The 24546-nt window shown below is 58.2% G+C and carries 25 protein-coding genes; 12 read left to right on the top strand and 13 right to left on the bottom strand.

The features are described 5' to 3' along the window. Nucleotides 1-611: 611 nt before the first annotated feature. Nucleotides 612-1493 (bottom strand): hypothetical protein, encoded by an 882-nt coding sequence (locus IB277_RS14820; RefSeq protein ID WP_192371281.1) that lies wholly within the window; start codon nucleotides 1491-1493, stop codon nucleotides 612-614. A gap of 222 nt (nucleotides 1494-1715) precedes the next feature. On the opposite strand from IB277_RS14820, the gene IB277_RS14815 reads away from it, so the two are divergent. The 5 genes from IB277_RS14815 (at nucleotide 1716) to IB277_RS14795 (ending at nucleotide 5639) form a co-directional block, all read left to right on the top strand. After that, complete coding sequence (locus tag IB277_RS14815) at nucleotides 1716-2420, top strand: hypothetical protein (RefSeq protein ID WP_192371280.1); 705 nt, start codon at nucleotides 1716-1718, stop codon at nucleotides 2418-2420. 85 nt (nucleotides 2421-2505) lie between these two features. Beyond that, the gene (locus tag IB277_RS14810; protein ID WP_192371279.1) at nucleotides 2506-3282 is read left to right on the top strand and encodes a metallophosphoesterase; all 777 of its coding nucleotides are present in this window, start codon (nucleotides 2506-2508) and stop codon (nucleotides 3280-3282) included. A gap of 80 nt (nucleotides 3283-3362) precedes the next feature. Next, nucleotides 3363-3860 (top strand): hypothetical protein, encoded by a 498-nt coding sequence (locus tag IB277_RS14805; protein ID WP_192371278.1) that lies wholly within the window; start codon nucleotides 3363-3365, stop codon nucleotides 3858-3860. Between the two features lie 145 nt (nucleotides 3861-4005). Beyond that, nucleotides 4006-4929 (top strand): hypothetical protein, encoded by a 924-nt coding sequence (locus tag IB277_RS14800; RefSeq protein WP_210339612.1) that lies wholly within the window; start codon nucleotides 4006-4008, stop codon nucleotides 4927-4929. Continuing rightward, nucleotides 4926-5639: a hypothetical protein gene (locus tag IB277_RS14795; RefSeq protein WP_192371276.1), complete on the top strand. Its 714-nt coding sequence runs from the start codon at nucleotides 4926-4928 to the stop codon at nucleotides 5637-5639. The genes IB277_RS14800 and IB277_RS14795 overlap by 4 nt, the downstream gene beginning before the upstream one ends. A gap of 520 nt (nucleotides 5640-6159) precedes the next feature. Here IB277_RS14795 and IB277_RS14790 read toward each other — a convergent pair. Next, a complete protein-coding gene (locus IB277_RS14790) occupies nucleotides 6160-7665 on the bottom strand; it encodes an amidase (protein ID WP_192371275.1) in 1506 nt (501 codons plus the stop codon). A 282-nt stretch (nucleotides 7666-7947) separates the two neighbouring features. Between IB277_RS14790 and IB277_RS14785 the strand changes: the two genes are divergently transcribed. Both IB277_RS14785 and IB277_RS14780 read left to right on the top strand, forming a co-directional pair. After that, entirely contained in the window at nucleotides 7948-8850 is a 903-nt protein-coding gene (locus tag IB277_RS14785) for a Ku protein (protein ID WP_192371274.1), read from the top strand. Nucleotides 8851-8861: 11 nt separating this feature from the next. After that, entirely contained in the window at nucleotides 8862-9671 is an 810-nt protein-coding gene (locus IB277_RS14780) for a Ku protein (protein ID WP_192371273.1), read from the top strand. A 701-nt stretch (nucleotides 9672-10372) separates the two neighbouring features. On the opposite strand, the gene IB277_RS14775 is transcribed toward IB277_RS14780, so the two are convergent. The 4 genes from IB277_RS14775 to IB277_RS14760 are packed head-to-tail and all read right to left on the bottom strand — an operon-like array spanning nucleotide 10373 to nucleotide 12671. Continuing rightward, a complete protein-coding gene (locus IB277_RS14775; RefSeq protein ID WP_192371272.1) occupies nucleotides 10373-10885 on the bottom strand; it encodes a phage tail length tape measure family protein in 513 nt (170 codons plus the stop codon). Between the two features lie 6 nt (nucleotides 10886-10891). Beyond that, nucleotides 10892-11128 (bottom strand): hypothetical protein, encoded by a 237-nt coding sequence (locus IB277_RS14770; RefSeq protein WP_192371271.1) that lies wholly within the window; start codon nucleotides 11126-11128, stop codon nucleotides 10892-10894. Continuing rightward, nucleotides 11125-11475: a hypothetical protein gene (locus IB277_RS14765; protein ID WP_192371270.1), complete on the bottom strand. Its 351-nt coding sequence runs from the start codon at nucleotides 11473-11475 to the stop codon at nucleotides 11125-11127. Before IB277_RS14765 ends, IB277_RS14770 begins: the two co-directional genes overlap by 4 nt. Then, entirely contained in the window at nucleotides 11469-12671 is a 1203-nt protein-coding gene (locus IB277_RS14760) for a phage major capsid protein (RefSeq protein WP_192371269.1), read from the bottom strand. Before IB277_RS14760 ends, IB277_RS14765 begins: the two co-directional genes overlap by 7 nt. A 210-nt stretch (nucleotides 12672-12881) precedes the next feature. Between IB277_RS14760 and IB277_RS14755 the strand changes: the two genes are divergently transcribed. The 4 genes from IB277_RS14755 to IB277_RS14740 all read left to right on the top strand — a co-directional run bounded on the left by IB277_RS14755 (nucleotide 12882) and on the right by IB277_RS14740 (nucleotide 14803). Beyond that, the gene (locus IB277_RS14755) at nucleotides 12882-13586 is read left to right on the top strand and encodes a DUF433 domain-containing protein (RefSeq protein WP_192371268.1); all 705 of its coding nucleotides are present in this window, start codon (nucleotides 12882-12884) and stop codon (nucleotides 13584-13586) included. Continuing rightward, entirely contained in the window at nucleotides 13583-14020 is a 438-nt protein-coding gene (locus IB277_RS14750) for a hypothetical protein (RefSeq protein ID WP_192371267.1), read from the top strand. The genes IB277_RS14755 and IB277_RS14750 overlap by 4 nt, the downstream gene beginning before the upstream one ends. Before the next feature lie 277 nt (nucleotides 14021-14297). Continuing rightward, nucleotides 14298-14519, top strand: a complete 222-nt coding sequence (locus IB277_RS14745) for a hypothetical protein (protein WP_192371266.1) — start codon at nucleotides 14298-14300, stop codon at nucleotides 14517-14519. 5 nt (nucleotides 14520-14524) lie between these two features. Beyond that, nucleotides 14525-14803, top strand: a complete 279-nt coding sequence (locus tag IB277_RS14740) for a hypothetical protein (protein WP_192371265.1) — start codon at nucleotides 14525-14527, stop codon at nucleotides 14801-14803. Nucleotides 14804-15056: 253 nt separating this feature from the next. Here the strand turns inward: IB277_RS14740 and IB277_RS14735 are convergent, their stop codons facing one another. Continuing rightward, a complete protein-coding gene (locus IB277_RS14735) occupies nucleotides 15057-15692 on the bottom strand; it encodes a DUF3987 domain-containing protein (RefSeq protein WP_192494851.1) in 636 nt (211 codons plus the stop codon). A 387-nt stretch (nucleotides 15693-16079) separates the two neighbouring features. Between IB277_RS14735 and IB277_RS14730 the strand changes: the two genes are divergently transcribed. Next, nucleotides 16080-16271 carry a hypothetical protein gene (locus tag IB277_RS14730; RefSeq protein WP_192371263.1) on the top strand — a complete coding sequence of 64 codons (192 nt, stop codon included), beginning with the start codon at nucleotides 16080-16082 and terminating at the stop codon, nucleotides 16269-16271. Nucleotides 16272-16329: 58 nt separating this feature from the next. Here the strand turns inward: IB277_RS14730 and IB277_RS14725 are convergent, their stop codons facing one another. The 6 genes from IB277_RS14725 to IB277_RS14700 all read right to left on the bottom strand — a co-directional run bounded on the left by IB277_RS14725 (nucleotide 16330) and on the right by IB277_RS14700 (nucleotide 24529). Further along, entirely contained in the window at nucleotides 16330-16548 is a 219-nt protein-coding gene (locus IB277_RS14725; protein WP_192371262.1) for a hypothetical protein, read from the bottom strand. Then, entirely contained in the window at nucleotides 16526-17308 is a 783-nt protein-coding gene (gene xth, locus IB277_RS14720; RefSeq protein WP_192371261.1) for an exodeoxyribonuclease III, read from the bottom strand. The genes IB277_RS14725 and xth overlap by 23 nt, the downstream gene beginning before the upstream one ends. A gap of 16 nt (nucleotides 17309-17324) precedes the next feature. Next, a complete protein-coding gene (locus IB277_RS14715) occupies nucleotides 17325-20585 on the bottom strand; it encodes an error-prone DNA polymerase (protein WP_192371260.1) in 3261 nt (1086 codons plus the stop codon). Next, the gene (locus IB277_RS14710) at nucleotides 20582-22096 is read right to left on the bottom strand and encodes a DNA polymerase Y family protein (protein ID WP_192371259.1); all 1515 of its coding nucleotides are present in this window, start codon (nucleotides 22094-22096) and stop codon (nucleotides 20582-20584) included. The genes IB277_RS14715 and IB277_RS14710 overlap by 4 nt, the downstream gene beginning before the upstream one ends. Continuing rightward, entirely contained in the window at nucleotides 22014-22775 is a 762-nt protein-coding gene (locus IB277_RS14705; RefSeq protein WP_192371258.1) for an ImuA family protein, read from the bottom strand. The genes IB277_RS14710 and IB277_RS14705 overlap by 83 nt, the downstream gene beginning before the upstream one ends. 1226 nt (nucleotides 22776-24001) lie before the next feature. Further along, nucleotides 24002-24529 carry a hypothetical protein gene (locus tag IB277_RS14700; protein ID WP_192371257.1) on the bottom strand — a complete coding sequence of 176 codons (528 nt, stop codon included), beginning with the start codon at nucleotides 24527-24529 and terminating at the stop codon, nucleotides 24002-24004. Between the last annotated feature and the right edge of the window lie 17 nt (nucleotides 24530-24546).

Here is a 24546-nt window from a genome sequence, read left to right as displayed (position 1 = left end):
ACACGGTCCTCCTGACTTTCGAAGACGAACGTTTGAATGCAGCGCTGGCGCTGGCGCCGGTGCAAACGAAGACACCACTCTGACTCTCCTGGACGGCAGCCGAGATTTTGCCTTAGACGTGGTCGTTGACCGTACCCTGTGCGGCAGCACGGGGATTGAGGATATCTACTTCGAAGCAGCTGTTCACGTTTTCCGGCGAGGGGCAAAATCGGGTCGGCTCGCGCGGGCGCGTCAATTAGCGTCGGGTATTTTGTGCGGATCCCCTATTCAAGTTGGCGACAAGGGAGGAAGAACGGGCTGACGCTGGTTCCGGTTGACGAAGTTCCTGCCTTGCCGTTCGACCACAATTGGATAATCGAGACAGCGGATTCGCGACTATGCAATTCAAAGCGCTGCAATCGTGAATTTGCATCTCCGCTTCCGGAACAAGGGCTATGTGACAAGAGGCTGCGCCGAAGCGGGCCCAGCCACCACAGTCTAGCTCGTCGGCCGCGAATGTGTTCACTGGTTCGCAACGACCGGCCTCCTGGCGCGTCATTGTTGCGAGAAGCCTTTCCTACGCTTTCGCCCCGTATGCACTGCAAGGTGCAATAAGTTACTCAACTAAAGCCCTACATTCCGTTCTTGTTTTCCCGGTCGCTGTTTTTTTCCTGTTCGATCATTGTGGCTGCGAAGATTGCCGAGCGACGGGCGCCGGTTCTGGTGATGGCCTTGTAGACATTCTTGACCCTTGGAAGGTCGAGCCCTCGCAGTACATCGCACTCTTCATCGTTGAGCGGATGGTGCCCCGCCTCGACGAAAAAGTCCGAAAGCAACTCAATGATTGTGCCGATCGAGTTTTCCTCCGATGCACGCGCGGTGAGGGGCGTGGATTTCAGCGCCTCATACATCCCCATTTCCAGGATCGCATCTTCGATCATCTCTTGCATTCCCCTCAAAGCCGATAGATGAAGGATAAAAAATAGCGCTTCAAGCTTATGCGGCTCGCTACGCAAGGTGCAAATTTCATCGAACGTATTTTGCCAATCGCCTTGCGTCACGTCGGCCATAAGCAAACCAAGAATTCGGTCGCCATAAAAGCTCGAAGTTGCTAGCTGGCCGACCTTGCACTTCGACAACTCGATTGTTTTGTACTGGTAGGGAAAACCAAACTTGGGATGGGTTTTCAACATGGAGTTCGAGTCCGCCCCGATATAAACCAAAAACTGGCTTATGTGAACATTGTCATCCTCCCATCTATGAAGTTTATGGTTCAGGAGTGTAAAGTAATTGGCCATTCTCCAATGCATTGTTTTGTCGACGTTCGTCTGGATTTCGATGTGGACAAAATTCGTTTCGGATATCCTGGATATATAGTCGACTGTGCGAGCCGTATACCACCCGGCATCGTTTGAGAGGCTTTTACCTTGTTCCATCCCAGTCAAGAGCGACACGAACCGACTGCGAGGATCATTCATTATGAGTTTAAAAATGGTATCGTAGTGACTGATCACGCTATCCGTCCTTGATGAACGCATCCGATCTACAACGCAGATCTGATCATTGTCCTAACGGCAGATCCAATCGATAGACTAACGGCCATCGGCGGGCCATGTCTGGCTGGCCGCCGTCACTCGTCGCCATACTTGACCTGCAGTTGCCCCCGCCAAGCCTCCCGTTCTGGTGACTTGCGTCGATCCGCCGGATAACAACGGTACTTATCAAGGGATCAATCCATGTCGTCGTACTACCACTATCATCCGTATCGGTTTTCTGCAGTCGCCGACGCTCTTACTAGACGCGTGGCGCGGATCACCGCTCTTCCTGACGCAGCGGCCGTCATCGCAACTGAGTACGCAGGCATTGACGACAATGAACTCGAAGCGAGGATGCACGAGTACCGTCGGTTGATCGACACCCACGCCAAATGGGTCTCCGGGGGCCGCCAGATTTTTGACATGTCATCGATTATGGCTCCGCTGGCCGGCGCGGAGGACATTCGGCTGTCAGCACTGCCCGCCTTGAGGCTGCCGGACGTCTTTTACGTTCACTTTGGCAAAGACGCCGACATCATGCTGTTCGGCGAGGACACTTATGTCGACGGGGCCTACTTCATCCATACCGAAGAAAAAGGTGAACCGGGCTATCGGTTTACCGTGGTCTGCGGCCAAGCCGAACGAGATCTAGGAACGGCCACCGCCGGCGACCTGCTCAAAGCTCAGACACGCCTTGCGTCTGGCTTTGCATCCGCTGCCCGGCCGTTTCGCGCTGGCATAGACAAGTTGTCGGGCGATCCTGCGGTTTGTGAGGATGACCTGGTTGGGCAGATTTTGGATCGGCTAGAGTTGAGCTTAGCCTACGCCGCCGATCCGAACGCGGTCCCGGATCTCCAAAAGGAAGTCCATGTTGGCCGAAGGATACAGGCGGGCCCGCGTCATTGACGATGCCGCCGGGGCATCTCAACCGATCGCTAAGGCTTTTGCGTATAGGTCCCTTTCCGACCAGCCGGTCGACAGGAGAACCACTTTGAATTCGCAACACGTATTCGCGATCGGCGACATCCACGGACGCGCGGATCTGCTCGAGACGCTTCTGAAAGCTATCGACCAACGTGCAGACGACATGCAGATCGACCATGCGGTAGTCTTTTTGGGTGACGTGATCGACCGCGGCCCCGCCAGCAAGCGGGCCTTGGAGATCGTCCGGGAGACCATGTCGTCTAAACCCGGCTCTTCACTTGTTCTAGGAAACCACGACTGGTTTCCCATCCGGATTTTGGACGAGCTCTCGGGCGATCAAGCCAGCATGGCGCTAGATCACTGGATTGATAACATGGGCGGCGGGGCGACCTTGCTGTCTTATGGCTTCGATCCGGACGACTTTTCCGTATCCGGTCTGGAGAGAGATTTTCCTGCCCAGCATCTAACCCTTCTACGGAGTGCCGCCAGTTATGTTGAGCTCGAGCATCATATTTTGGTCCATGCTGGCCTCGCTCCCGGCGTCCCGTTAGCAGAGCAATCGAGACGTGACATGATGTGGATCGGCGAGCCTTTCCTTTCATCGACAGAAAACTTCGAAAAGACCGTGGTTCACGGCCACACCGTAACGCCATCTAGGCACTGTGAAAGAGCTAGACACCGGATTGGAATAGATACCGGGGCATATGTTACCGGGCGACTGTCCGCCGTGCACATCCACCCGAATGGCAGCACGGATTTCCTCGAAACATGCACCGACCACCGCGGCGCCGTGCTGCTAGTTGAATCTATCGACGTGCAGGCCGCGGCGGCATCGGTCGAGTGAGCCGCAAGGCAATGCGGTGCTCGCGAGTGCGGCGCGGGTCGTAAGCGTCGAATAAACACCCAATGCATTGGAAACAGCTAATGGATATGCATGAAGAACTTGTCGAAGAGATCAAGCGTCACGTCGAGGAGCTTGCAGAACTCGAGCGAAGTTTCGGTCCGTCGATCGCGGTCATTAGATATGGAAGAGCGTTTCGACCGACTGCCAAGAGTCCGACATGGTTGCGCATCGGCCAAGCTCGCGATTGTTTCAATAACGCGACGGCTTACGCGGCTGTGCGGGACGACGTATGGTATGCGGAGGGGTACGCACTCGAGCCTGAACTCCTTTTCCCCGTGCAGCATGCATGGCTTGTCGATCGCGACGGCCAAGTGATCGATCCCACCTGGAAAGATACGCGCGATCACGCCTATTTTGGGATAGCATTTAAGCGGGACTTTGTGTGCGAGCAATTGGTTAAGAACGGCCAAAATGCAGGGATCTTGGTGAACTTGAATCTTCTTCGGCGGCGGCATCGCGACCCCGTTGATTTGGAATCAGTCATCAGGGGAGCTGCAGTCACACTGCGGGCAGCTTAGTCGGTCAAGCAGCACGGGTTGTTCCATGCAGCTGGACCTCCGCCTTTTCCAGCCGCCGAGCGTTGGCTGGGCCTCGCCTTAGAGTTTAAGAGGTTCCCAACCAATCGCGTGACAAAGATCGTGGCACGACTCGTTTAAAAAGCGATTGGACAATATGCCCCGCACGAATCTCTACGACAGGAATCTAGTTTTCGAACTGGGCGGCCACTCGCTCTTGGAGCGCTTCCGTGCGAAGTGGATAGGCGGCAATAATTTCGCCAACGGTCGGACGTACGAGATCATGTTCATCAGCCGCATGATCATCGATATGGCCTACGAGTGGTTTGCCTTAGACGCGGAGGGCACTGATCCCTACGATGTATCCGAAGGTCTCGAATGTCTCGTTGACGACGCGATGACGCGGAGAGGTGAAAACATATCTTATTTTCAGTTTAAGTCCGGTTCCGTCAGCGAAAAGCCGCTGGTGAAAGATGACTTCGACATCCAACAAACGCTTGACGAACTGCACAATGCCGAAGCCTCTTATTTTCTCGTTGTAACGCCCGAATTTGCGAAATCTACGAGGACATGGATCGACGAACACGAAGTCAGGTGCGAGTTGTGGGTCTTTCCGTTCGCCACGGGTCTGCTGGCGATGTTGCCAGACGATAAAGAGCTACAGGATGCAATGAAATGGCTCACCGGAAGTCACAGAAGTGACGTTTGGCTTACTCTATATGACCACATCATCGCAAAGTGGTTAGTGAAACGGGATTATTCCGTCCACGAGCTGTTCATGGAGCTCGTGAATCAGACACGCTTTTGCTCTTCCGGGATGGTCAATGACGATATCCGTCTCCACTCTTTTTTCTCGTGCCTCGAGTACTACGAAATCTTCCCAGACCTCGCAGACCAACATGGGGTAACCCTCAGGCGCGACATTCACACTAGCGACTGGTTCTGCGTTGTTCCTTGCACGGTAAGAATGCTGGATGAATTCGATAGCTGGTTTACAGGTCGGGATTTGGTCTCGACGGGCGAGATAATGATGTGGTTCGAAAACTACGAGGAAGTGGAGAAGGGGGAATGATTGCCGAGGCTCTGAAAAACCTTTCGGACCCGAACACCCCTTTCGACATCTATGCCGAGGCCGTGAAACAGTTGGGAGAAAATCTGGTCGAAAGGGCACTTGATGGTGGTGCATTCCCTTACAATGGCATTCATGCGGTTTCCACCGCCGCGGATTACCAATTGCTCTTGGAACCTTCGGTCGAGCTTCTCCGGAGAGAACATGTCATTGCCCTCTCCTGCCTCTGGCCGATTTCGAAGGTTTTGGTCGAAGGATCTGTAGATAACACCATGATCTCAATGGCGTTATCCGAGAAAGGGGCGGCAGATATGCCTCTACTCTTGGTGATGGCGCAGTCGGTCGGTACGGTCACTGAACTGCAGTCAATTCTTGCCCATATTTTCTTTGACATGGGTCCCAACGACTACAAAAAGATCGTGGTGCTTTCCCTCGTCTCTCATATTGACGCTGCACCTCATTTGAGAGGCATCCTGCCCGAAAGATATCGCGAAGGCTTGATCTTTTTAAGCCACCGAACGGACCACCAACTTTCCCTTGACGGAACGTTGGTTCCAGGCATCGGGGGGCCGTCTTTCAGCCGGGCCGGATTCAGCTCGCAGAGTGAAACTCGATCGTTCGTGCCGGCCATATTCAGGAGCAGCTACGACTTTGCAAGAAAGCCGAAGCCTGGCTCCGCCACTGGCCCTGCACCGCCTAAACCTTTCAAGTGAAACGGCGCACATTGGCCGCCCGTAGGCTCAGAGCGTCGCGTTAATGTCGCGTCGCGCCAGAGTATTGTCGATTGTCCTCCGGCTAGGCCCCGCCTACGCGAATGCCGGGGCCCTTTTCAATCCGTACCTGCGTGCTTATAGCGTCTTCCGGAGTTCTCACGGTACGTAATTAATTTATGGAACGGATTCAAAGGCTTGAAAAACCCAACTTCCGTGCAGAACGAGGAATGGGTGGAGAGGCTAGTGAAATTTGTGGCGCAGGAGGATTACGCCTTGTCTAACCCTTTCCAATATCGGCGCTGGCTCTTCTGGGGCTTCACGCGCCATCGCCACTTTTGAGACCCTGCATTCGGCTAGGCCGAGAAGACAACCGCCCCCGACGATCACGGTGGCGTCGCGACGCTGAGACTGCTTGCTCCCACCGGCGGAAGCATCAGGCTGAACGTCGGGGTGAGGTCTTCACCGCGACAGAGCCTTGCGGGCAGCACCAAAGGTTCCTCTTATGCTGAGTGCCTCACTCTCAACGCCGCCTTACCGGAAGACACAGAGGCGGCTTGCGGTGCAACCAGGGCCGCGCCCTTTCAAGTTCACCAGCGAGTTCGAACAGGGTCACCTCGTCGCCGAAGCGGCCGACAAAGTGGGTGCCGATGGGCAATCCATTGTCCGTCCAGAACAGTGGCACGGACATGGCGGGCTGTCCGGTCACGTTGAAAACCGGCGTCCAGGGCATGAAGCTGAATGTCTCCGCGGCAAGGCGCTCCGCGATTCCAAGCTTTCTTAACAACCACCCCACCCTGGCGCGACCGATCGCGCGGATGATGGACTTCTCCTGGGAGGATGGCTGCAGTGCGCCGATCGGCGGGGGAACCCTCGAAAGCACTGGCGTCATAAGGACATCGTGGGATTCGAAGAAGGACATGACACCGCGGGCCGCCAGCTTGAGGTAGCGCAGAGCCGCGGCAAGTTCGCCTGCGGAGAACGTTTGCCCAAGAAGGCCCATTCCGATCGTTGAAGCGTCGAAATCCTCGACCTTTATCGAAACACCGGCCGCCTGCGCCGCGTCTTCCATGTCCACCCGCATTTCCGCTGCGAGCACCGTGAGAAACGACAAGGAGAACTGCTCCGCGTCTATTTTCGGCGCTGCCTCGACGACCTCGTGACCGAGGTCTGCCAACAGTTTGGCCGCGTCAGTGAAGGCAGCCAGGACCTGTGGCTCCACTGTTCCTCCGAGCATCGGCGCAGCGGAAACCGCGACGCGCAGTTTCCTGCCCGGGGCACTGACGACGTCCAGGAATGAGCCCGAGGAACGTGGCAGAAAATGCGGTGCGCCGACATCGGCCCCCTGCACGACGTCGAGCAGCGCGGCGGAGTCGCGCACGGAGCGAGAGAGCACATGCTCGACCGCAAAACCAGCCCAAGGTTCTCCAATGTATGGCCCGAACGGCGTGCGGCCGCGGGTCGGTTTCAAGCCGAACACCCCGCAAGCAGATGCGGGTATACGGATAGAACCGCCTCCGTCCCCGCCGGAGGCGAGTGGCACCATGCAGGCGGCAACGGCCGCTGCCGAGCCGCCGCTAGAGCCGCCCGGTGTACGCTCCAGGTCCCACGGATTCCGAGCGGGGCCGAAGGTTTCGGATTCTGTGTATGGGGTCAAACCGAACTCAGGCGTGTTCGTCTTGCCGAGAATGATGAGCCCCGCCCTCTTCCAGCGCTTTACGATTTCAGAATCGCCGCTGGCGGGCAGCTTTGCCCAAAGGCGATTGCCGTGGGACGTGGGTACACCCGCTACCGTCGAGAGCAGGTCCTTCATGAGAAACGGTACGCCTGCGAAGGGAGCACTGAAATCCACGTCGAGCGCCGCGCTGCGGGCCTGATCATATATGTTCAGGACGACGGCGTTGAGTACCGGATTTCGGGTCTCAATCCGTGCGATTGCGGCCTCGACCAGCTCGAGGGCTGAAACTTCCCCTTCCTTCACGAGCTCTGCCAATGCGATGCCATCCAGATGGTCATACTCGGCCAGCATGAGTTCCCCTCCAAGCCTGTAGCTTCAGAGTGTAGCGTGATTGTCGCGTCGCGCTAGAGTAGCGTCAATCCGTCCTCCTGTTCGGCCTCGCGTAAGCGAATGCCGGGGGCCTTTTTCAATGCTCGCGAGCCGACGTTCTTATAGCGTCTTACGGCGTCCTCACCTTGCGGAAGTAATTTATGCAACTGATTCAAAGCGCTGAAAACTAAGTTCTTTTCGAATGGAACGAATCAGGTGCGTAACGATTGATTCGCGAAACGTTTTCGGTAAGGAGTACTCGTCATGGCAACCCACCGCGCCCAGTGGAAAGGGTTCGTGAAATTCGGCGAAGTCACATTCGGTGTAGCGCTTTATACCGCCGCCTCGACCTCAGATCGGATCACCTTCAACACCGTCAATAAGGCGACGGGAAACCGGGTCAACCGCGTGTTTGTAGACAGCGAGACCGAGAAGACGGTCCCGAAGGAAGCCCAGACAAAGGGCTTCGAGATCGAGAACGGGCAGTACATTCTTATCGATCCCGAGGAGGTGGCCGCGGCCATCCCTGAGAGCAACAAGACGCTAGAGGTCGAGGCTTTCATCCCCTGCTCCGATGTCGACGACGTCTATTTCGACAAGCCATACTATTTGACCCCGGACAAGATGGGTTCAGATGCCTTTGTTGCCCTAAGGGAAGCGATGCAGAAGTCCAAGGTCGCCGCCATCGCGCGGACTGTGCTTTTCAGGCGCATGCGCACAGTTTTGATCCGTTCACATGGGAAAGGCCTGATCGCGACCACGCTGAACTATGACTATGAGGTTCGGTCTTCCAAGAAAGCGTTCGAGGATATGCCCAGGATCAAGATCGAGGGCGAAATGCTCGATCTGGCAAAACACATCATTTCCACAAAGAAAGGCGAGTTCGATCCCGCGTCTTTCGATGACAGATATGAGGCAGCCCTTGCTGACCTCGTGAAGGCGAAGCTCGAAGGAAAGGCGCTCCCGAAGCGCAAGAAGGTGGAGGTCTCCAAGCCGAACGATCTTCTGGCGGCTCTCAGGGAAAGCGCCAAGATGACGAAGGGCTCTGACAAGCCCAGGCGCACGGCCGCCAATGCCAACAAGGGCACGGGACGAAAGACCGCAGCGCGCGGAGCCGCCAGTAAGGCAACGTCCTCGCGAGCGAGCCCGCAACGCAAAGCAGGCTGAAGGAGGTTGAAATGGCCCCCCGTTCCTACTGGAAAGGATATCTCAAGCTTTCACTCGTCACCTGCCCGGTAGCCATGACGCCGGCGACTTCCGAAGCCGAAAAGGTGCGCTTCCATACGTTGAACAAGGAAACCGGCAACCGCGTCGTCTCCCAGTACATTGACTCTGTCACCGGAAAGCCGGTGAAGGACGACGACGACGTGAAGGGTTATCCGCGCGGTGAAAACGACTACGTTCTCTTGACCGATAAGGACCTCGACGCCGTCGCGCTCGACACCGTGAAGACGATCGACATCGAAAAGTTCGTTCCGGCTGACAGCATCGAGTGGGTTTACCTCGAGAAGCCTCACTATCTCATGCCCGACGACGCCGTCGGAAACGAGGCCTTCGCGGTCATACGGGATGCCATGAAATCCGACAAGGTGGTCGGCGTGTCGAAGCTCGTGATCGGTCGCCGCGAGCGAGCCGTCATTCTCGAGCCGCGTGATGAAGGCATCGTCCTCTGGTCCTTGCGTTTCGGGGACGAGGTTCGTCCGGAGGAAGAGTACTTCGAAGGTATCGATGACGAGGCCGATCCTGAGTTGGTTCCTCTGGTCCAGAAGCTGATCAAGCAGAAAACGAAGCGCTGGTCCCCGGATATGGTGAGCGACCCGATCCAGGAGAGCCTTCTGCAGCTTATCGCCGAAAAGAAGAAGGCGATGAAGCCCGCGAAGAAGTCGGCAAAGGGCAAGCAGGAGGCTGCCCCCTCCAACGTGGTGAACATCATGGATGCCTTGCGGAAATCACTTGCTGGCGAACTCAAAGGCCGCAAGACCGGGTGAAATGCGGCCCTCGCTCTGACCTGCCCCGATAGACGATGAACCTAGTGGAGTTTCTGGCACTGCGGACGCGTTTAAAATCAATTCTCCGTAGCGCCGCGCGATGGAAAGCCCGTCGTGCCTCTGTCTCAAAACAGTAGCCTACAGCGCGAATTTTGCCTCGGTTCGCCCCACAAGCCGTGTGATGACCTGAGCCGCTAACGTCGTCTTTACATAATCACCTTAGAGCCGCCCGGAACCCGGACCGAGGTCGATTATACCTGCCCAACCAACTGACAAAGATAAGGCCACCTATCTTGCGCAAAAGCTCAGCGGGGGCGGAAGGGGCCGCGGAGGTGCAAAGTACGAAGCGCGCGCTTCAACCTGGTTGACGGTTCCGTTGGCGTTCGGTGTCGCCGAGGGGTCGCGCAAGGCCTCGGAGATCGTCATCGGGACTCAAACCGAAGATTTCATAAACGACATATACCTGAATGATGGCGTTGGCCATCGAGGTGAAATGAAGTCTGGGCAGTCTGCCAGGCTTACGGGTTCGACCCCCGTCGTCCGCACGATATTGATGTAATTAGCAAAAATGACGTTACTTCGATTGCGGTCGAAATGTGAAAAAGTGGTCAGGGTAGGGTATACGAAAGGGATCTGCTATTATTCCCCGCATGCCGCGCGAACCTTCTATAGAAGTCCGCCTTGCCGCCGAGATCGAGGCCTTACGCGCCTCCGGTCACTCCCTTGCCGAGATCGCCCGCGAATGCCGAATCAGCCGCAGAGCCTTCATACGCGCCTTCGAAATATTCCCGCGCCGCCTGAGTGAGGTAGCCGAAGCCCAAGATCGCTGCTGAGATGCCAAGCGCCTGCGGGCTGATCACGGAACCCAGCGCGCCGAAAACGCCCTTCAGCAGCCCGCCAGAGCGGCCCAAGTCCTGCATTGCGGCGGCCGCCTGTGACGACTGCTGCGCCGCGACGGTAAAGGGGCTTTGCCCGCTCAAGAGCTGAGTTGCCACGTCCTGAAATTGAAAACCCAGGTTGCGCGTGGCGTTGCGCATAGAACCTTCGATCTGCTTCGCGGTCCTGTCGACCGTTACACCGGCCTTGCGGAAATTGTCATTCACCGCATCCGTTGCCTGTTTGACGAGGATGCCGGATTGCTTCATCGCCCTTTCGAGGCTTTTTACGTTCGCCTCGATCTGAAGGACTAGACGTGTTTCCTCCGGTGTCGCCATGGCTGGTTACGATCCTTTGAAGGCCGATAGACCGTAAATCTCGATGAGCCGGGCAATCGTCTGCTGATAGTCGAGATGTTCAGCGTTCATGTCCTCGCCGCCAGCCTCCCGGCAGAAAAAGCTCGAGCCGTCCGGCATGATCAAGAGCGCAAAGGCGTTGCCACCCTCGAAAGCGTGCCGGTGCCTCGCAATGGCTTCGGGAAGGGGTTCATGAACGAAGCCGTTCGGAGCGTATACCTTCATTTCGTCTTCCCCTTCTTCAGCGCCGCGATCTCGTCTTTGAGGGCATCGATTTCTTTACGCATCGCAGCCTGTCGAGCGTCGGCGACGGCACGTTCCTCGGCGAGCGCGCGGCGGAATTCGCGCCTCGCATCGAGTTTCATGCCGTCGCGAAGTTGATCGATCTTTTCGAGCAGTTCGCGCTCGGCTTCACCGATGGCGAGACCAACCGCCCGCAGGATGTGGTTCTGGTCGAGGCGCGGCGCGGCTGGCTTCGGCTTCGGTTGCTGCGCCGCCTTCTGGGCTTGCTTGCGCGCAAGCCATTCATCGTGCGTCAGGCCGTCGTCGTCACGAAATTCGCCCGCTACCATGAGACCGACTCCATGACTGCGACACGGCCCGGACGGCGCATCAGCCAGCCGAGCATTTCCCGGAGCTTCACGCCGACGTCGGTTTGCCAAAGGCTGCGAACCGGGCTTGCCGTGGTGCCAGCGTCAACAATCGGATCAGGTGCGGACTCCTCATGCAGAACCGCTTCCGTAGAGGCGGCAATGGTGAAACTGTCGCGGTCCACCGATGAGACGAAGTCCGCCGCATCAAGGCCGATGACGGTGCCGGGCGGCAGCACGTCGCTGGCGAGAACCGGAATCGTGAGCTGCGGATAAGCCAGCGACAGCGCGACCGCCTGTTGCGTCGCCGCGATGATCACGAAATCAACCGGCGCGGGATCGCTGATCGCCGCAACGAGGGCTTTGATATCAGCTGCCGCGTCGGCACCTGCCGTGAGTGGCGCAACGCCGTTCAAGAGACCTGCCGGGCGGATCGGAGAACCCGCGTTCGCGTCAAGCAGGGTTGCATCGATCGAGCGGGCGATGTCGGATTGCAGGATATCGGCGATGATCGACTCGGCAGTCGGGACACTGTGCGCCGCGATTTCCTCGCTGAAGGTGCTCAACACCGCCGCCTTATGCGACCTGAGAGTCGTCAGCGACAGCAGCCCGGAGCGGACCGGGATTGGCTGGCCTACGCCAACCCATGGCGACGGCGGCGGATCGGTCGGCGCGGCGTTCGGCAACCGGATTGAGCCGCCAGGCGGAAGCTCGATGGCAAGCCCGCGAGCCGCTATCCGGGAGAAGACAGAGCGGCCCGCGAGCAGCGGCAACGCGCCGCTATAGAGAGTTGCGCCGGGAACGAGTTCAGCAGCCCAGCCGGGAACCGTCGTCATTGCCGGATCGACGGCGGCGCGGGTGCGAAGGAACTCGCCCGGACTTTCCAAGGAACGGTGAATGTCGCGACCGACATCTACGGGAAACAGCCGCTCAATCACCTGATCGAGGCGTTCGCGATTGCCGCTCGCGGCCCGGTGAACTCTCGCGAGGATCGCGCGTACGATGGCCATCTGTGGCGGTTCGGCGGCAGGGATTGGCGAGGCAGGCGAGAGTTTTCTCAAGCGCCTTTCGATGCCGATCTGCAGCGCTTTTTGGTTGACGACTTCGTTTTCTAGGCGCGCGAACGTGTCCATGAATCGAAAAACCCTTCCAGTTCGGTGGAAGGGCGGCGGGATCATCGCTTCGCGGCCGGCGCGTCTTCAACGGCACGACCATCATAAACGTTTTCGTTTCGGATGCGAAATGATTTACGCGGGGCGTTGACGCAAAAGTCACACATCGGGCTTACAGTCTCCGAAGGCTCAGGAGTTGGCTTCCTTTGCCATTGACGCAAGGTGGCATCGGTAGGCAGAGTGCTGTGCTGCAATCGTGAACTGTGGAATCAATAGATGAGCGTCGTCGCATTCTCCCGAACGCGCCCACTTGCAGGCGGCTTTTACACCGTCAGCGAGGCCGCACGTCTATTGAAAATTGACAACGAACTCAAAATACGAGGCTGGTTGCGCGGTTACGGCGGCGACGCTGGGCCGGTGATCGAGCGGCAATATCCGCTGCGTAACGGAACGGACGAAATCGGTTTCTATGATTTGATGGAAATACGGTTCATTGAGTATTTTCGTCGACAGAAGATCAGTCTGCAAAGCATCAGGAAAGCCGCCGCTGCCGCACGGAGCGAATTGGGCCACCAACACCCATTTGCGTTGTCCAACATTAAGTTCGTAACGGATCGGAAGCGAATCTTTCATCTGACTGCCGAGGAAACCAAGGATACCAAGCTAAGGGACATCGTCACCGGCCAGTACGCCATGTACGACGTGATCGAACAGTTCCTTGCTAAGGGGATTGAATTTCACCCGGCCAGCAATCTTCCAGAATCTTGGCGACCCGATCCGGAGACGTTTCCGGATGTCATATTGGATCCGCATCGCGCGCATGGTCTCCCAATCCTCGCTCAGCATGGCGTGCCTACATCAGCATTGTTTGGGTTGTGGCGGGCTGAGGAGCAGGATTACGACGCGGTAGCTGACTGGTACGAAATTCCGCGCGAAGCCGTTGAACAGGCGGTCGAATACGAGCTCGACCTCGCCGCATGATCATCATCGGAGACGAGCACCTTTCCCCGAGGATAGTTCGAGCGGTCAGCGAGGTCGCCCTTCGGAAAGGATGGCGCTTCGACAACGTTACCGGCAGCGATTTGTGCAGTCTTGAAGACGAGGATTGGATCGAATCGTTCGCCAAAGTCGGCGGCAATGCAATTGTGTCTGCGGACCGTGCAATGCTGAAACGACCCACGCTTATAGAGAAGATATCCGACCTCGGCATTGTAGGCATCTACCTGCCTGCGGAATGGGCGAACGCGCGCCGCCAATACCAAGCAGCCCATATTCTTTATTGGTGGCCAAGGATCGAAGCGGTGATTGAGGCGAGCGAGCCTGGGGCGGCTTGGATCGTGCCGAAAGGTTTCGCTGCGACGTCGGATTTGCGCCAGCATATCGAGAAGTCTGGCTCGAAGCAGGTGACGGCGTAGACTGACCTTGGATCATCTCGTGTGAGGCGAGGTTCGTGTAGGTTCAAAGCCGGTTGCAGAGACCTGATTTTTGCGCGGAATAATGCGTAAAGGGCCAAAATTAAAAACGCGGACGTGGTCGTTTGAGTGGGCCGCCGATCAGATGGTTGCCGTCGCAATCGTTCGATCATCCCCCCGGCCATGCCGCCGTGAAACGGTTGTGGATTCCCCTTTGGGGCCTCGCCGTGGGGTGGAGGCTCTTGTAGGTTGAGGCGACTCAACTAGGGAACGAATCGCTATGACGCGACGCTACATCATCACAGCGGAAATCGCCGACCGCGAGCCGGACGGCCTAAACCCGGAAGACGGTTCGCAGGTTTACAGGATGCTGCCATCTCGAAAGACTTGGTCTGTCGATCCAACAATGACCATTGGCGAAATCATGGACAAGGTCGACCGGACGTCGAATGTCTATCGTGTGACCATCACGGAAGATAGTTCCGATCAGAAGCCTTGGTAACCAGAATGATCGCCGCGATTCGGGAATGGCTTGCTGAAAGAGCGGGCCGCTCGCAAGCAGCCCACGAGATCAAGCTTCTCTCAATCGGCTACTTCACGAAGGAACAAGCAGCCGAGCAACAGAATGAGCGGTTGAAGGACAAGGCATATGATCGTGGTCATGGGCAGCGCTGGTACGAGCACAAGCAAGGCTTCCGCCACGAAACGCTAGACGCCGAGTATGAGCGTCTTGTGCGGCTGCTCATATCCGCAGACCTATGGCCATCCTTTGGCATTAGAACATGACGAGAATTGAGTAGGGCCGCCGAAAAAAGGGCCGCAAGCGTCCTTCTCTCTCGATCTCACTTTTTCCTCATGCAGTACATGAAGATATTCACGTAACATATTGAGTTTATTGAAAGAATCCCGAAGTAGATTACTAGGGATATTCGATTTTTAGCATGAGTGTCTGCGGCCCTTGCGGCCCTTTGCGTCTATCTCGTATTTTCAATCACTTAGGCCTAAAACAGGGGCCGCAACCGCAGTTTCACTTGCGGCCCTACCGGAGGTTGAATTTGATTCGCCTTGATCGCGTCTGTCCCGGTGGCGGTTCCGGTGGATCGATGATGTATCCGGCATCCCTGAGACAGTTCAGCGCGATGCCGAGGTTCGCCGCTTGCCGCGTCTCGACAGGTCCATACTTCATGAGGAATTTGCGGGTGGTTTCGAATTCGGCCCCGCTTGTCTGCTTCCTTGCCCAGTCCAGAAGCTTTTGCGCCGCCTGATCGAACCGGTATGCAGCGTCCGCCTTTCCCGGCTTGTCGGCAATGATGCGCGCCGACGCTGCCCAGCCACGGACGCGGACGTTTTCCGCGAGATACCATTCCATCAGCCGGATGGCCGAAAGCATGACGTCAGCGCCGATCACTTGAGCGAGTGGATTGCCGATCAGCGCGAAGATTCCAGCCAGGCGGCAAGCAATTTCGCCAGCCTTTTCGCCAAAGCCGCACAGATCGGCGAACTGGCCATCCTTGCCGCATTGGCTTTCCACCTCGTTGTAGAACTCGATCCAGAGCGCCACGGCATCCGAATCCAAGCCAAGCTCACGCGGTTGCAGCTCGTTCAAGGATCGCTCCCTTAGCGGCCACGGACGCCGCATTAGCTCGTGCAGATCGTCGGCAAGGAAAGACCTCACCGATCAATTGGCTGACGACGATCGTGCCGGGTTTTCGGAATTTCCCAAACTGGGATTTGACGGACGCCTCTCGTGCATAGCGAAGCGAGCAATTGAAGACGGCATCGAAGCCGCCTATCCAAGCAGATTGGAGTTCCCTAACTGGGGGGCGATGGTGCGAGAGATGGTCGAGACAGTACTCGCGGACCATATTGGCTTCCGACCAACGGGAATGTTCCGAGATGCTTATGTCGAACATTTGGCGGCGACGCGTCGTTACAACACCACCTTTCCCGAAGATCGACGTAGAGCGGCTCCAGGTAGATGATATCAACAATTGGTTACAGGCGTGGGTCTTCATGGAAGCATGCGGATTTGTGACAGGAGAAGCCGCGGACAACGCCATTTGTGAGCGCGAAAGCTGATCTGGCTGCGTCAATCAAGGTGAGACCCAAGCCGGTGGATATCGAGGAGCGGGCTCTCCCATTTGTCGGCCAAGCGGCAGAGCAGCGCGAGATCGTCCCCTCCATCATCTGGGTGAAACGCCCGCACAACCTTTCGCTCGTCACCAGCCCGGTAGCGATGACCGCGACATCGTAGCGACATGGACGTCCAGCGCGCTAAGAGCTGATAGCGATTGTCGTGCGTGTTGCGTGGGTTACCTTTGGGCACCTGGCCAGTCGTTCGCTGGCTCACCAAGAATTCGTGTCGAGCTGTCGTCTGCCGGGTCGGGGTCGTATTCCATCGCTACGCGGAGACGGGCCAGCTCTTCTTCGATAGCGGCGAAGACGTCTGCTTGCCGCGCGCCAAGCACCACGGCTTTGTCAACCAGTTCCTCCAAACCTAGACGAACTTCAGCTTTCCAGTCTTCGGCCATCGTGCTTTCTCCGTTTGCTCTTCTTGTCGGATAACTCGATCCACGTGGGCGCGTGATCACTCGTGTGTTGCCAGCCCCGGACTTCTTTGTCGACCCCTGCTCTACGGAGCCGCGCAGCCACCTGGGGGCTTAGAAGGAAGTGATCGATACGCAGGCCTGCGTCCCTGCTGAAAGCATTCCTGAAGTAGTCCCAAAACGTGTAGATTCGCTCGCCAGGATGGAGGTGCCTCAGAGCATCCGTCCAACCTTGGTCGACGAGCTTGCGATAGGCGTCCCGGACTTCGACGCGGAAAAGGGCGTCGTTGGTCCATCGCTCCGGCTTGTACACGTCCAGCTCCGTTGGCATCACGTTGTAATCGCCGGCAAGGATAACAGGGACATCCAATTCAAGCAGTTCGGCGGCATAGGCCGCTAGGCGCTCGAACCAATGGAGCTTGTAGTCAAACTTTGGGCCGGGATAGGGATTGCCGTTCGGTAAATACAAGCAACCGATCACCATGCCGCCAATCGCCGCTTCGATGTACCGGCTGTGGAGGTCCTCAGAATCTCCAGGCAGACCCTGGCGGGTGAGCAGGGGCTGCTCTCCCTTCGCCAGAATAGCAACACCGTTCCAGCTTTTCTGGCCGTGCCAGATTGCACCGTAACCTGCTGCTTCAATCGCTTTTGCCGGGAACTTGGCGTCAGGAGCTTTGAGTTCCTGGAGGCAAACGACGTCGGGCGAGGCTTCAGTCAAATACCGAAGCAACACATCGTGCTTCAAGTTCCCCGAGGCGGTCCTAGTGGAAGTTTCTGGATTTCACCTTCAAAGTGTCAATGTGCAAGTCCGGAATGTAGATATCCCTCGCGCGCACGGCGGGCTTGGGATTCTCGCGCGGATCGGGTCCGCCTGCGTGCCTGACCTGATCGCCACGCCCATGCGGCAGCGGGAATGCGCCATCCCGTTCACCCAGGCTTGCCAGGTCCCCGGAGAAGTCGAAGAGCCGTTGGGCGACAAGGTGGACAACCTCGCCTTCGCGCTGAATCTTCCCGTGAATTCCCAGCATAGATGCCGTCATCAGTATCCGCCTCTGGCGCTCGAACAGAGAGGGCCAGACTACCGCGTTTACAATCCCGGTCTCGTCTTCAAGGGTTAGGAACATGACGCCTTTGGCAGACCCGGGGCGCTGACGAACGAGCACCAATCCAGCCGTCCAAAGCCATCGACCATCCCGCTCACCCATGGCCTCGGCGCAGGTAACGATCCGCTTTGCCTGGAGGTCCTGACGGAGGAACGACATCGGATGCGCCCGCAGGGTAAGCCCGGTATGGGAATAGTCTTCGACAACCTCCCTGCCCTCCGCCATGGATTTCAGCGTGACCTCGGGTTCCTGTATTTCGGAGACGGTGCGAGCTTCCCGCTCGGCCGCCGCCGCCCATAGTTCCAAAGGCTCGTCGCGCAACGCCTTGATGTCCCAGAGGGCCTGACGCCGTTCCAAGTTCAACGACGGCAGGAAAGCGTCGGCCTCGGCGAGCTTCACCAGCGATGCGGTCGGGACGCCGGAGCGTCGCCACATGTCGTCCGCGCTTTCAAACGGTTGATCCGCGCGGGCGAGGACAATTCGTGCCGCCTCATTCTGCGGCAGCCCCTTGACGATGCGCATACCAAGCCGGACGGCGAAACGATCGGTGTTTCCGATCTTTTCCATCGTGCAATCCCACCGAGAAGCGTTGATGCAGACGGGCCTTACTTCGACGCCGTGGTTGCGTGCATCGGTCACGATCTGAGCGACCGAGTAGAACCCCATCGGCTGGCTATTGATCAACGCCGTACAGAAGACATCAGGATGATGGCACTTAACCCAGGAGCTCGCATACGCGATAAGCGCGAACGATGCCGCATGGCTCTCGGGGAAACCGTAACTCCCGAACCCCTCCAACTGCGCGAACGTCCTCTCCGCGAAGTCCGGGGCGTAACCATTGGCGACCATCCCGTGGACGAGCTTGTCCTTGAACTTGCTGACGCCGCCCGTAAATTTGAAGGTGGCCATGGCGCGTCTGAGCTGGTCGGCCTCGCCAGCTGTGAAACCCGCGCAGGTCATCGCGACCTTCATGGCGCTCTCTTGGAAAAGCGGGACGCCCAGCGTCTTTCCGAGGACAGCTTCAAGTTCGGGTGTCGGGTACTCGACCTTCTCCTTTCCTTCGCGGCGACGAAGGTATGGATGGACCATGTCGCCCTGGATCGGCCCGGGACGGACGATCGCCACCTGCACGACCAGGTCATAGAACGTCCTCGGTTTCAGACGGGGCAGCATGGCCATCTGGGCGCGGCTTTCGATCTGGAAGGTGCCGAGGGTATCTGCCCGCCTGATCATCGCGTACGTGCGCTGGTCTTCTTGGGGGATATCCGCCAGTCCCATGGGCAGCGCCTTGTGGTCGGCCAAGAGTTCGAAAGACCTCGCCATACACGAGAGCATGCCCAAGGCGAGCACGTCGACCTTCATGAATTTCAAAGCTTCGATGTCGTCTTTATCCCATTCGACAACCTGGCGGTCGTCCATGGCCGCCGGCTCGATCGGCACGAGATCGTCCAGGCGATCCTGTGTCAGCACGAAGCCTCCCGGATGCTGACCGAGGTGCCGCGGCGCGCCCATCAACTGGCCAGCCAGCTCGAGCGCGAGCCGGAGGCGGTAGTCCGAGGCGTTCATGTTGTTTTCGCGGAGCTGCTTCTCGCCTACCCCTTCCTGGGACCATCCCCAAATGCCGGACGACAACTGCCCAATGAGGTCCTCCGGCAATCCGAGGGCTTTACCGACATCGCGGAGCGCGCCTTTGGCTCGGTACCGCGTGACCGTGGAACAGAGAGCCGATCGCGATCGCCCGTAGGTCTCGTAAATCCACTGAATGACCTCCTCGCGACGGGCATGCTCGAAGTCGACGTCGATATCGGGCGGTTCGTTTCGTTCCATGGAGACGAAACGCTCAAACAGAAGATCGCCTGTTTCGGGATTGATGGAGGTGATGCCCAGGCAATAGCACACCGCCGAGTTCGCGGCCGAGCCTCGCCCCTGACACAGGATATCCTTCGAACGGGCGAACCTGACGATGCTGTAGACCGTCAGGAAGTACGGCGCGTACTTCATGATCCGGATGAGTTCGAGTTCGTGGAGGATAGCCTTGCGAACCTTGTAGGGAATGCCCTCGGGATAGCGATCCGCCGCCCCCTCCCAGGTGAATTTGGTCAACGACTGCTGAGCGTCTAGCCCGGGGACAATGGCCTCTTCCGGATACTGATACTGAAGTTCGGACATGTCGAACTTGCATCGGCTTACGATCTCCCGCGTCCGAGCCAGCGCTTCGGGGTATTCCGGAAACAGCCGGTGCATTTCCTCCGGAGGCTTGAGGAAGCGGTCGGCATGGCGTTCGCGGTCATAGCCGACATCGTCGATCGTTGTCCGGTTTCGAATGCAGGTCACGATGTCCTGCAGCTGTCGTCGGCACGGATCGTGAAAGAGGACGTCGTTTGTGACGACGGTCTTCACTTTGTGTCGAAAGGCGATGTTCGAGAGATTGTGGAGCCGAAGCCTGTCGTTCGGTCGGCGGCGCAGGCACAGGCTGACGTATGACCTGTCGCCAAAGATAGCGCCCACCTTGCGGAGTTGCTGCGCATAGACATCGTCGGCTTCGTCGGGAACGAGGACTGCGATCAGCCCTTCGCTGTAGGCTTCCACGTCCGCGACATCGAGAATGCACTTGCCCTTGCCGCCCCTGCTCTTCCCCAGCGACAACAGGCGTGTCAGGCGCGAATAGGCTGGCCGGTCGGTTGGGTAAACGAGGATCGACATGCCATCCACGAGGTCGAGGCGGCAACCGACGACCAGGCGAACGCCGGTCGTCTTGGCAGCCTCCCATGCCCGCACGATCCCAGCCAGCGAGTTGCGGTCGACAACACCGAGGGCCTCGATGCCCAGTTCGGCAGCCCGAGAGAACAGCTCTTCGGCACTCGACGCGCCGCGAAGGAAACTGAAGTGGGTTGTGACCTGGAGTTCGGAATAGTTCATGCGAAGACTCCGTGCATGAACCACCGGTGTGATCCTGTTTCGATGTCGACCCCGTCGCCGGCGCGATAGACCCAATAGCGTTCGCCCACCTCGTCTTCGACGACGAAGTAGTCACGCACGGCCTGCATTTCGCGGGGACGCTGCCACCATTCGCCAAAAATGCGTTCGGGGCCGTCGGCGCGTTTGACGCGACGGCGTTTGCCACGCCAGGTAAACATGGCGGGCGGCTGATCGGGCAGCAACGCGACCACCTCGATACGTTCCGGGTGGGGAAGCAACCGTGTAGGACGTCTCCACTTCGCTGCCCAGTCAGCTCCCGTCTCCTCCGCCGTCGCAGGGATGCGGACTGTGGAGCGTTCGGGGACATCTGAGGCAACAGGCGTCAGGCGATAGAGTCGCTGACCACGATTGCCGAGGATGTCCACCAGCGGGGTGACGTCGACCACCTCCTCTTCGATCAGCGAGGACGCCACTTGCTTCTCTTCGAGAGGCTCGGCCACGATCGCCACGAGGACCAACTTCTCGATCCCGAAACCGGGGTCGATTTTCTCGATGCGATCGCACAACAGTTTCGAGAGACGAGACGGGTCGCGCACAGGCTTGGCGAGACCTGCCCTTAGGCATTGACGTGTGTTATCCACGCGATGGATGACGAGGTCCGACCTGCGGACCCCCAGCCCACGCTTCTCGAGTTCCGCCGTCAGCTGCTCGACCAAGCGTCGGATGTACTTCTCGATCGTCTCCGGCGCGCCGATCGGCTCCTGGAAGTTGCGAGAGACTTCGACAAGCTCGGGTGTTCGGAGAGGTTCGATCGGCTCAGCCACACGCCCGAACAACTGGTCCAGCCGTCGTCCAGGTTCCGGCCCAAAACGTAGTGTCAGGGGAGCGCGGGGCATCGCCGACAATTCCCCAACGGTTTCGACTCCAAGGACTCGCAAACTCTGAATGGTCTCTGACGCCAGTCGTAGACAATGTATGGGAAGACCGAGGACCGCCTTGGCGACCTGGCCGACAGGAACTACTGTCGTTTCTGCGGACGTCAATCTGGCTATCGCGTGTGCGGCACCCCAAGTGTCGGCTACTGCTGCCCGAGCTGTAAGCCCGCGCCCTCTGAGCAAGTTGACAAGGCCTGAGATCAGAAGCTCCTCGCCGCCACGAAGATGGTCTGCGCCTTCCGTGTCCATCACGATGCCGTCGTTATTGTCGACAGCGACAACAGGGCTGTATTGCCTCAGCGCCCAGAGAGCCAATCGTTCGAGAGCCGCGGCATCCGCAGCCGGGTCGGCATCGATCATCACTAGATCGGCAACCACTGCCTGGGCTTTGCTCGCTGGCATTTCGACACGCAGCCCCGACTTGCGAGCGGCCACGTCGGCGGCAGAGACCCACCGTTTTGCTCCCGATCTCGAGATAACCACCAACGGCTTGTCAGCTGGCACGGCTCCCTCGCCATGCCGACGAATACGATCCGTCGGAAGATACGGGAAGTATACAGATACGACCCTTGGCATCACAGGCTCCTATTTCGAACTCAGCACACTCGCCTGCTTTCACTCTCATCAGTTCCGCCAGCCATCGGGCCCTCCCCACGCCCGCCACTGGCAACGGCTCCGACGGCAAGACGCTGATACGCCACCTCGTCGACGAGGCCGTTGGATTTCCGTAGTCGGAAGCTTCCGTCTGCCGTCGCCACCTCCTGACGACCAGTCCGAGACTGCCGGTCTTCTCGGCCGCAAGGTGAAGACGGCGGGAAGCGTTCATCGGTAACCGAACCAGCTCCCCCACGACGGCCGCGAAGCCGCCGAATGACAGGCCTTCTTCCATCGAAGCCAGGACATCCTCGTCCCTGTCGCCTTCGCAATAGATGACGCGGTCTGGATGCAGTCCGGCTTGAGAGACGGCTGGCGCGAACAAGTCGGGGCGCGTCAAACACCACAGAACCTTCCCTTTGGAGCGCGCGGCGATCCCTGCCGCGAATAAGGCTGCGGCCCCGCCATCCACCGTGCCCGCGCCGCCGCCTGCCACTTCATGCAGTGCGCCGAAGGCCAGGCCGCCACCGGGTAACCGCATGTCTATCTCGCGAACGCCGAACGGCAACACGACGGCCTTCCGTCCAGAACCGCCTTCAAGATGCGCGATCCTCTCTCGCAGGTCGTCGATTAGTTTTGAGGCGCGCGCATGCGTCATCATTCGCGAACCTCCTTTTGTTAGCGTTGCAAAGCGGACGTCAGGTCCAAAACGGTTGATGTTCCCTTTCTGTTCCCTTAGAAAGACGGAGTCAAGCGGGGTAAATCAGCAGTGTCGAGGCACCGTTCAGGATGTACGGAGAATTCGCTAAACGAATCAGGACGTAAGGGTCCGCCGGGGCGCTGGGGTCCCACAGGATTTTTTCGGAGAACAGAAACTTGGCCCTAAACCGAAGAGTGTTGAATTCGCGTTCTCGGTATCGAGGAGTGTCGTTGGGATTGTCCGGCGCGGCGCACGCGGTGCCAGAGGTCGCCACCCTGCGGTCCCTCAAGGGCGAGATCGTCGTTGTCGAATGCAAATCATGCCGACTCCACGAGGAAATGGAACGCAAGGTCCTGGTGACCAGATTCACGACAAGCTTCCCGCTTTCGAGACTTCGGCGTTTTGTTGTCGGCGGTTGTGAGCGAATGTGCGCCGACGGTCTGGATCGATGTGACGCCCGTCTGACGTCGAAAGACCCCGATGATTGAGAAGGCCACCGACGAACTTGTTCTCGCCAAATAGGGAACGTGTACGGCAGCCGTGCCTAACCTCGCAATTCTTCTTGGCACCCCAAAATAAGCTCAAATCATCACGCGCAGAGGAGTGACGCCGATCCGGAATGGAAAAGGATGGCCAGTTGCACCTACGCAGACGCCATGGCGGTTGGCGCGCGCACTCGCTTCGGTATCGTTCCCTTGGGCGAAGAGACCAGCCCCGCATCGCTCATCCAGGCGTTCGAGGGTGACCCGGTACTGATCGACTCTCCCGCTTTCAAGTATGCGATATCCGTCGCGGCCGCCTTTTCAGCGTCGGCGGCCTGGAGAGGACCACCCACTCGTGCCGTCCTGTCTCCGATGGAGTTCTGAAAGCCTCGGCGGCCATCGGGTGCTCAGCGCAGGGAGGCATGAACCATCGAGCCCCGATCACGTACACGGCCTCGTCGAACGCAGGCGGCGTCATCGCGGCGGCATCGATGATCGCCTCGATGCCATCGAACCTTTGATTCGCCACCGATAGCTCCCATTGTCGCGATGTCAGTCCAACACGTCGCGGCTACGTCCGTGGCTAGCGAGCGGAGCTTTTCCGCTGATATGAACCGCGTCCGCGGCTGAAGCCGCTGCTGCCTGTGCTGGCGTCCGGGATGGAGCTGCACGGTCACCGTACTGGATGAGCAAGTCCGTGACGATTTAAACCGTGACCCTGCCGGAAGGTCGGGCGCACATTATGTACTGATAGGTCAGAAGAACCGGCATCCCGAGAAGACTACTAAGAACGTCGCGACCGGCATTCATCGTGGAAATCGCACCCACTTCAAGAAGCCTCAGCGAGAAGGTCAACGTGAACAGGACTGAGATCAAGGCAAAAACGCCGAATATGGTCCGCACGGGTCGGAGCTTCACTCTGTTTTCCATGGCGCTCTTCGCGAAGCCTCTTTCGATCTCGGAGGTCCAGTTCGCGTCGAAATATGCGAGTTGTCGAAAGAGCGTCTTCCCCATGGCGAGCGCGAGAACCGCGTACAGTGCCAAAAGCGGAATTTTCACTGTGAGAAGATCGCCGGACGAAAGGAAGGCTGAAAATGCCAACATCACGACCGTCATCGAAGCACATAAGCTGACCGCCCGCGGGAAGGATAAGCCAAGCTTGGTCCTGCCAGCGAAGAGGGCCTTCTCCGCGGCGTCGATGAGTGCTTGGTCGAGCCTTGCCAGAGCTTCCATGACAACCACCAAATTCA

The organism is Ensifer sp. ENS07 (assembly GCF_014852185.1).
In the GTDB taxonomy this organism is placed as follows: Bacteria; Pseudomonadota; Alphaproteobacteria; order Rhizobiales; family Rhizobiaceae; genus Ensifer; species Ensifer adhaerens.
Note: the sequence above shows the minus strand (reverse complement) of the source record. Positions and strands in the feature narration are given on the sequence as shown.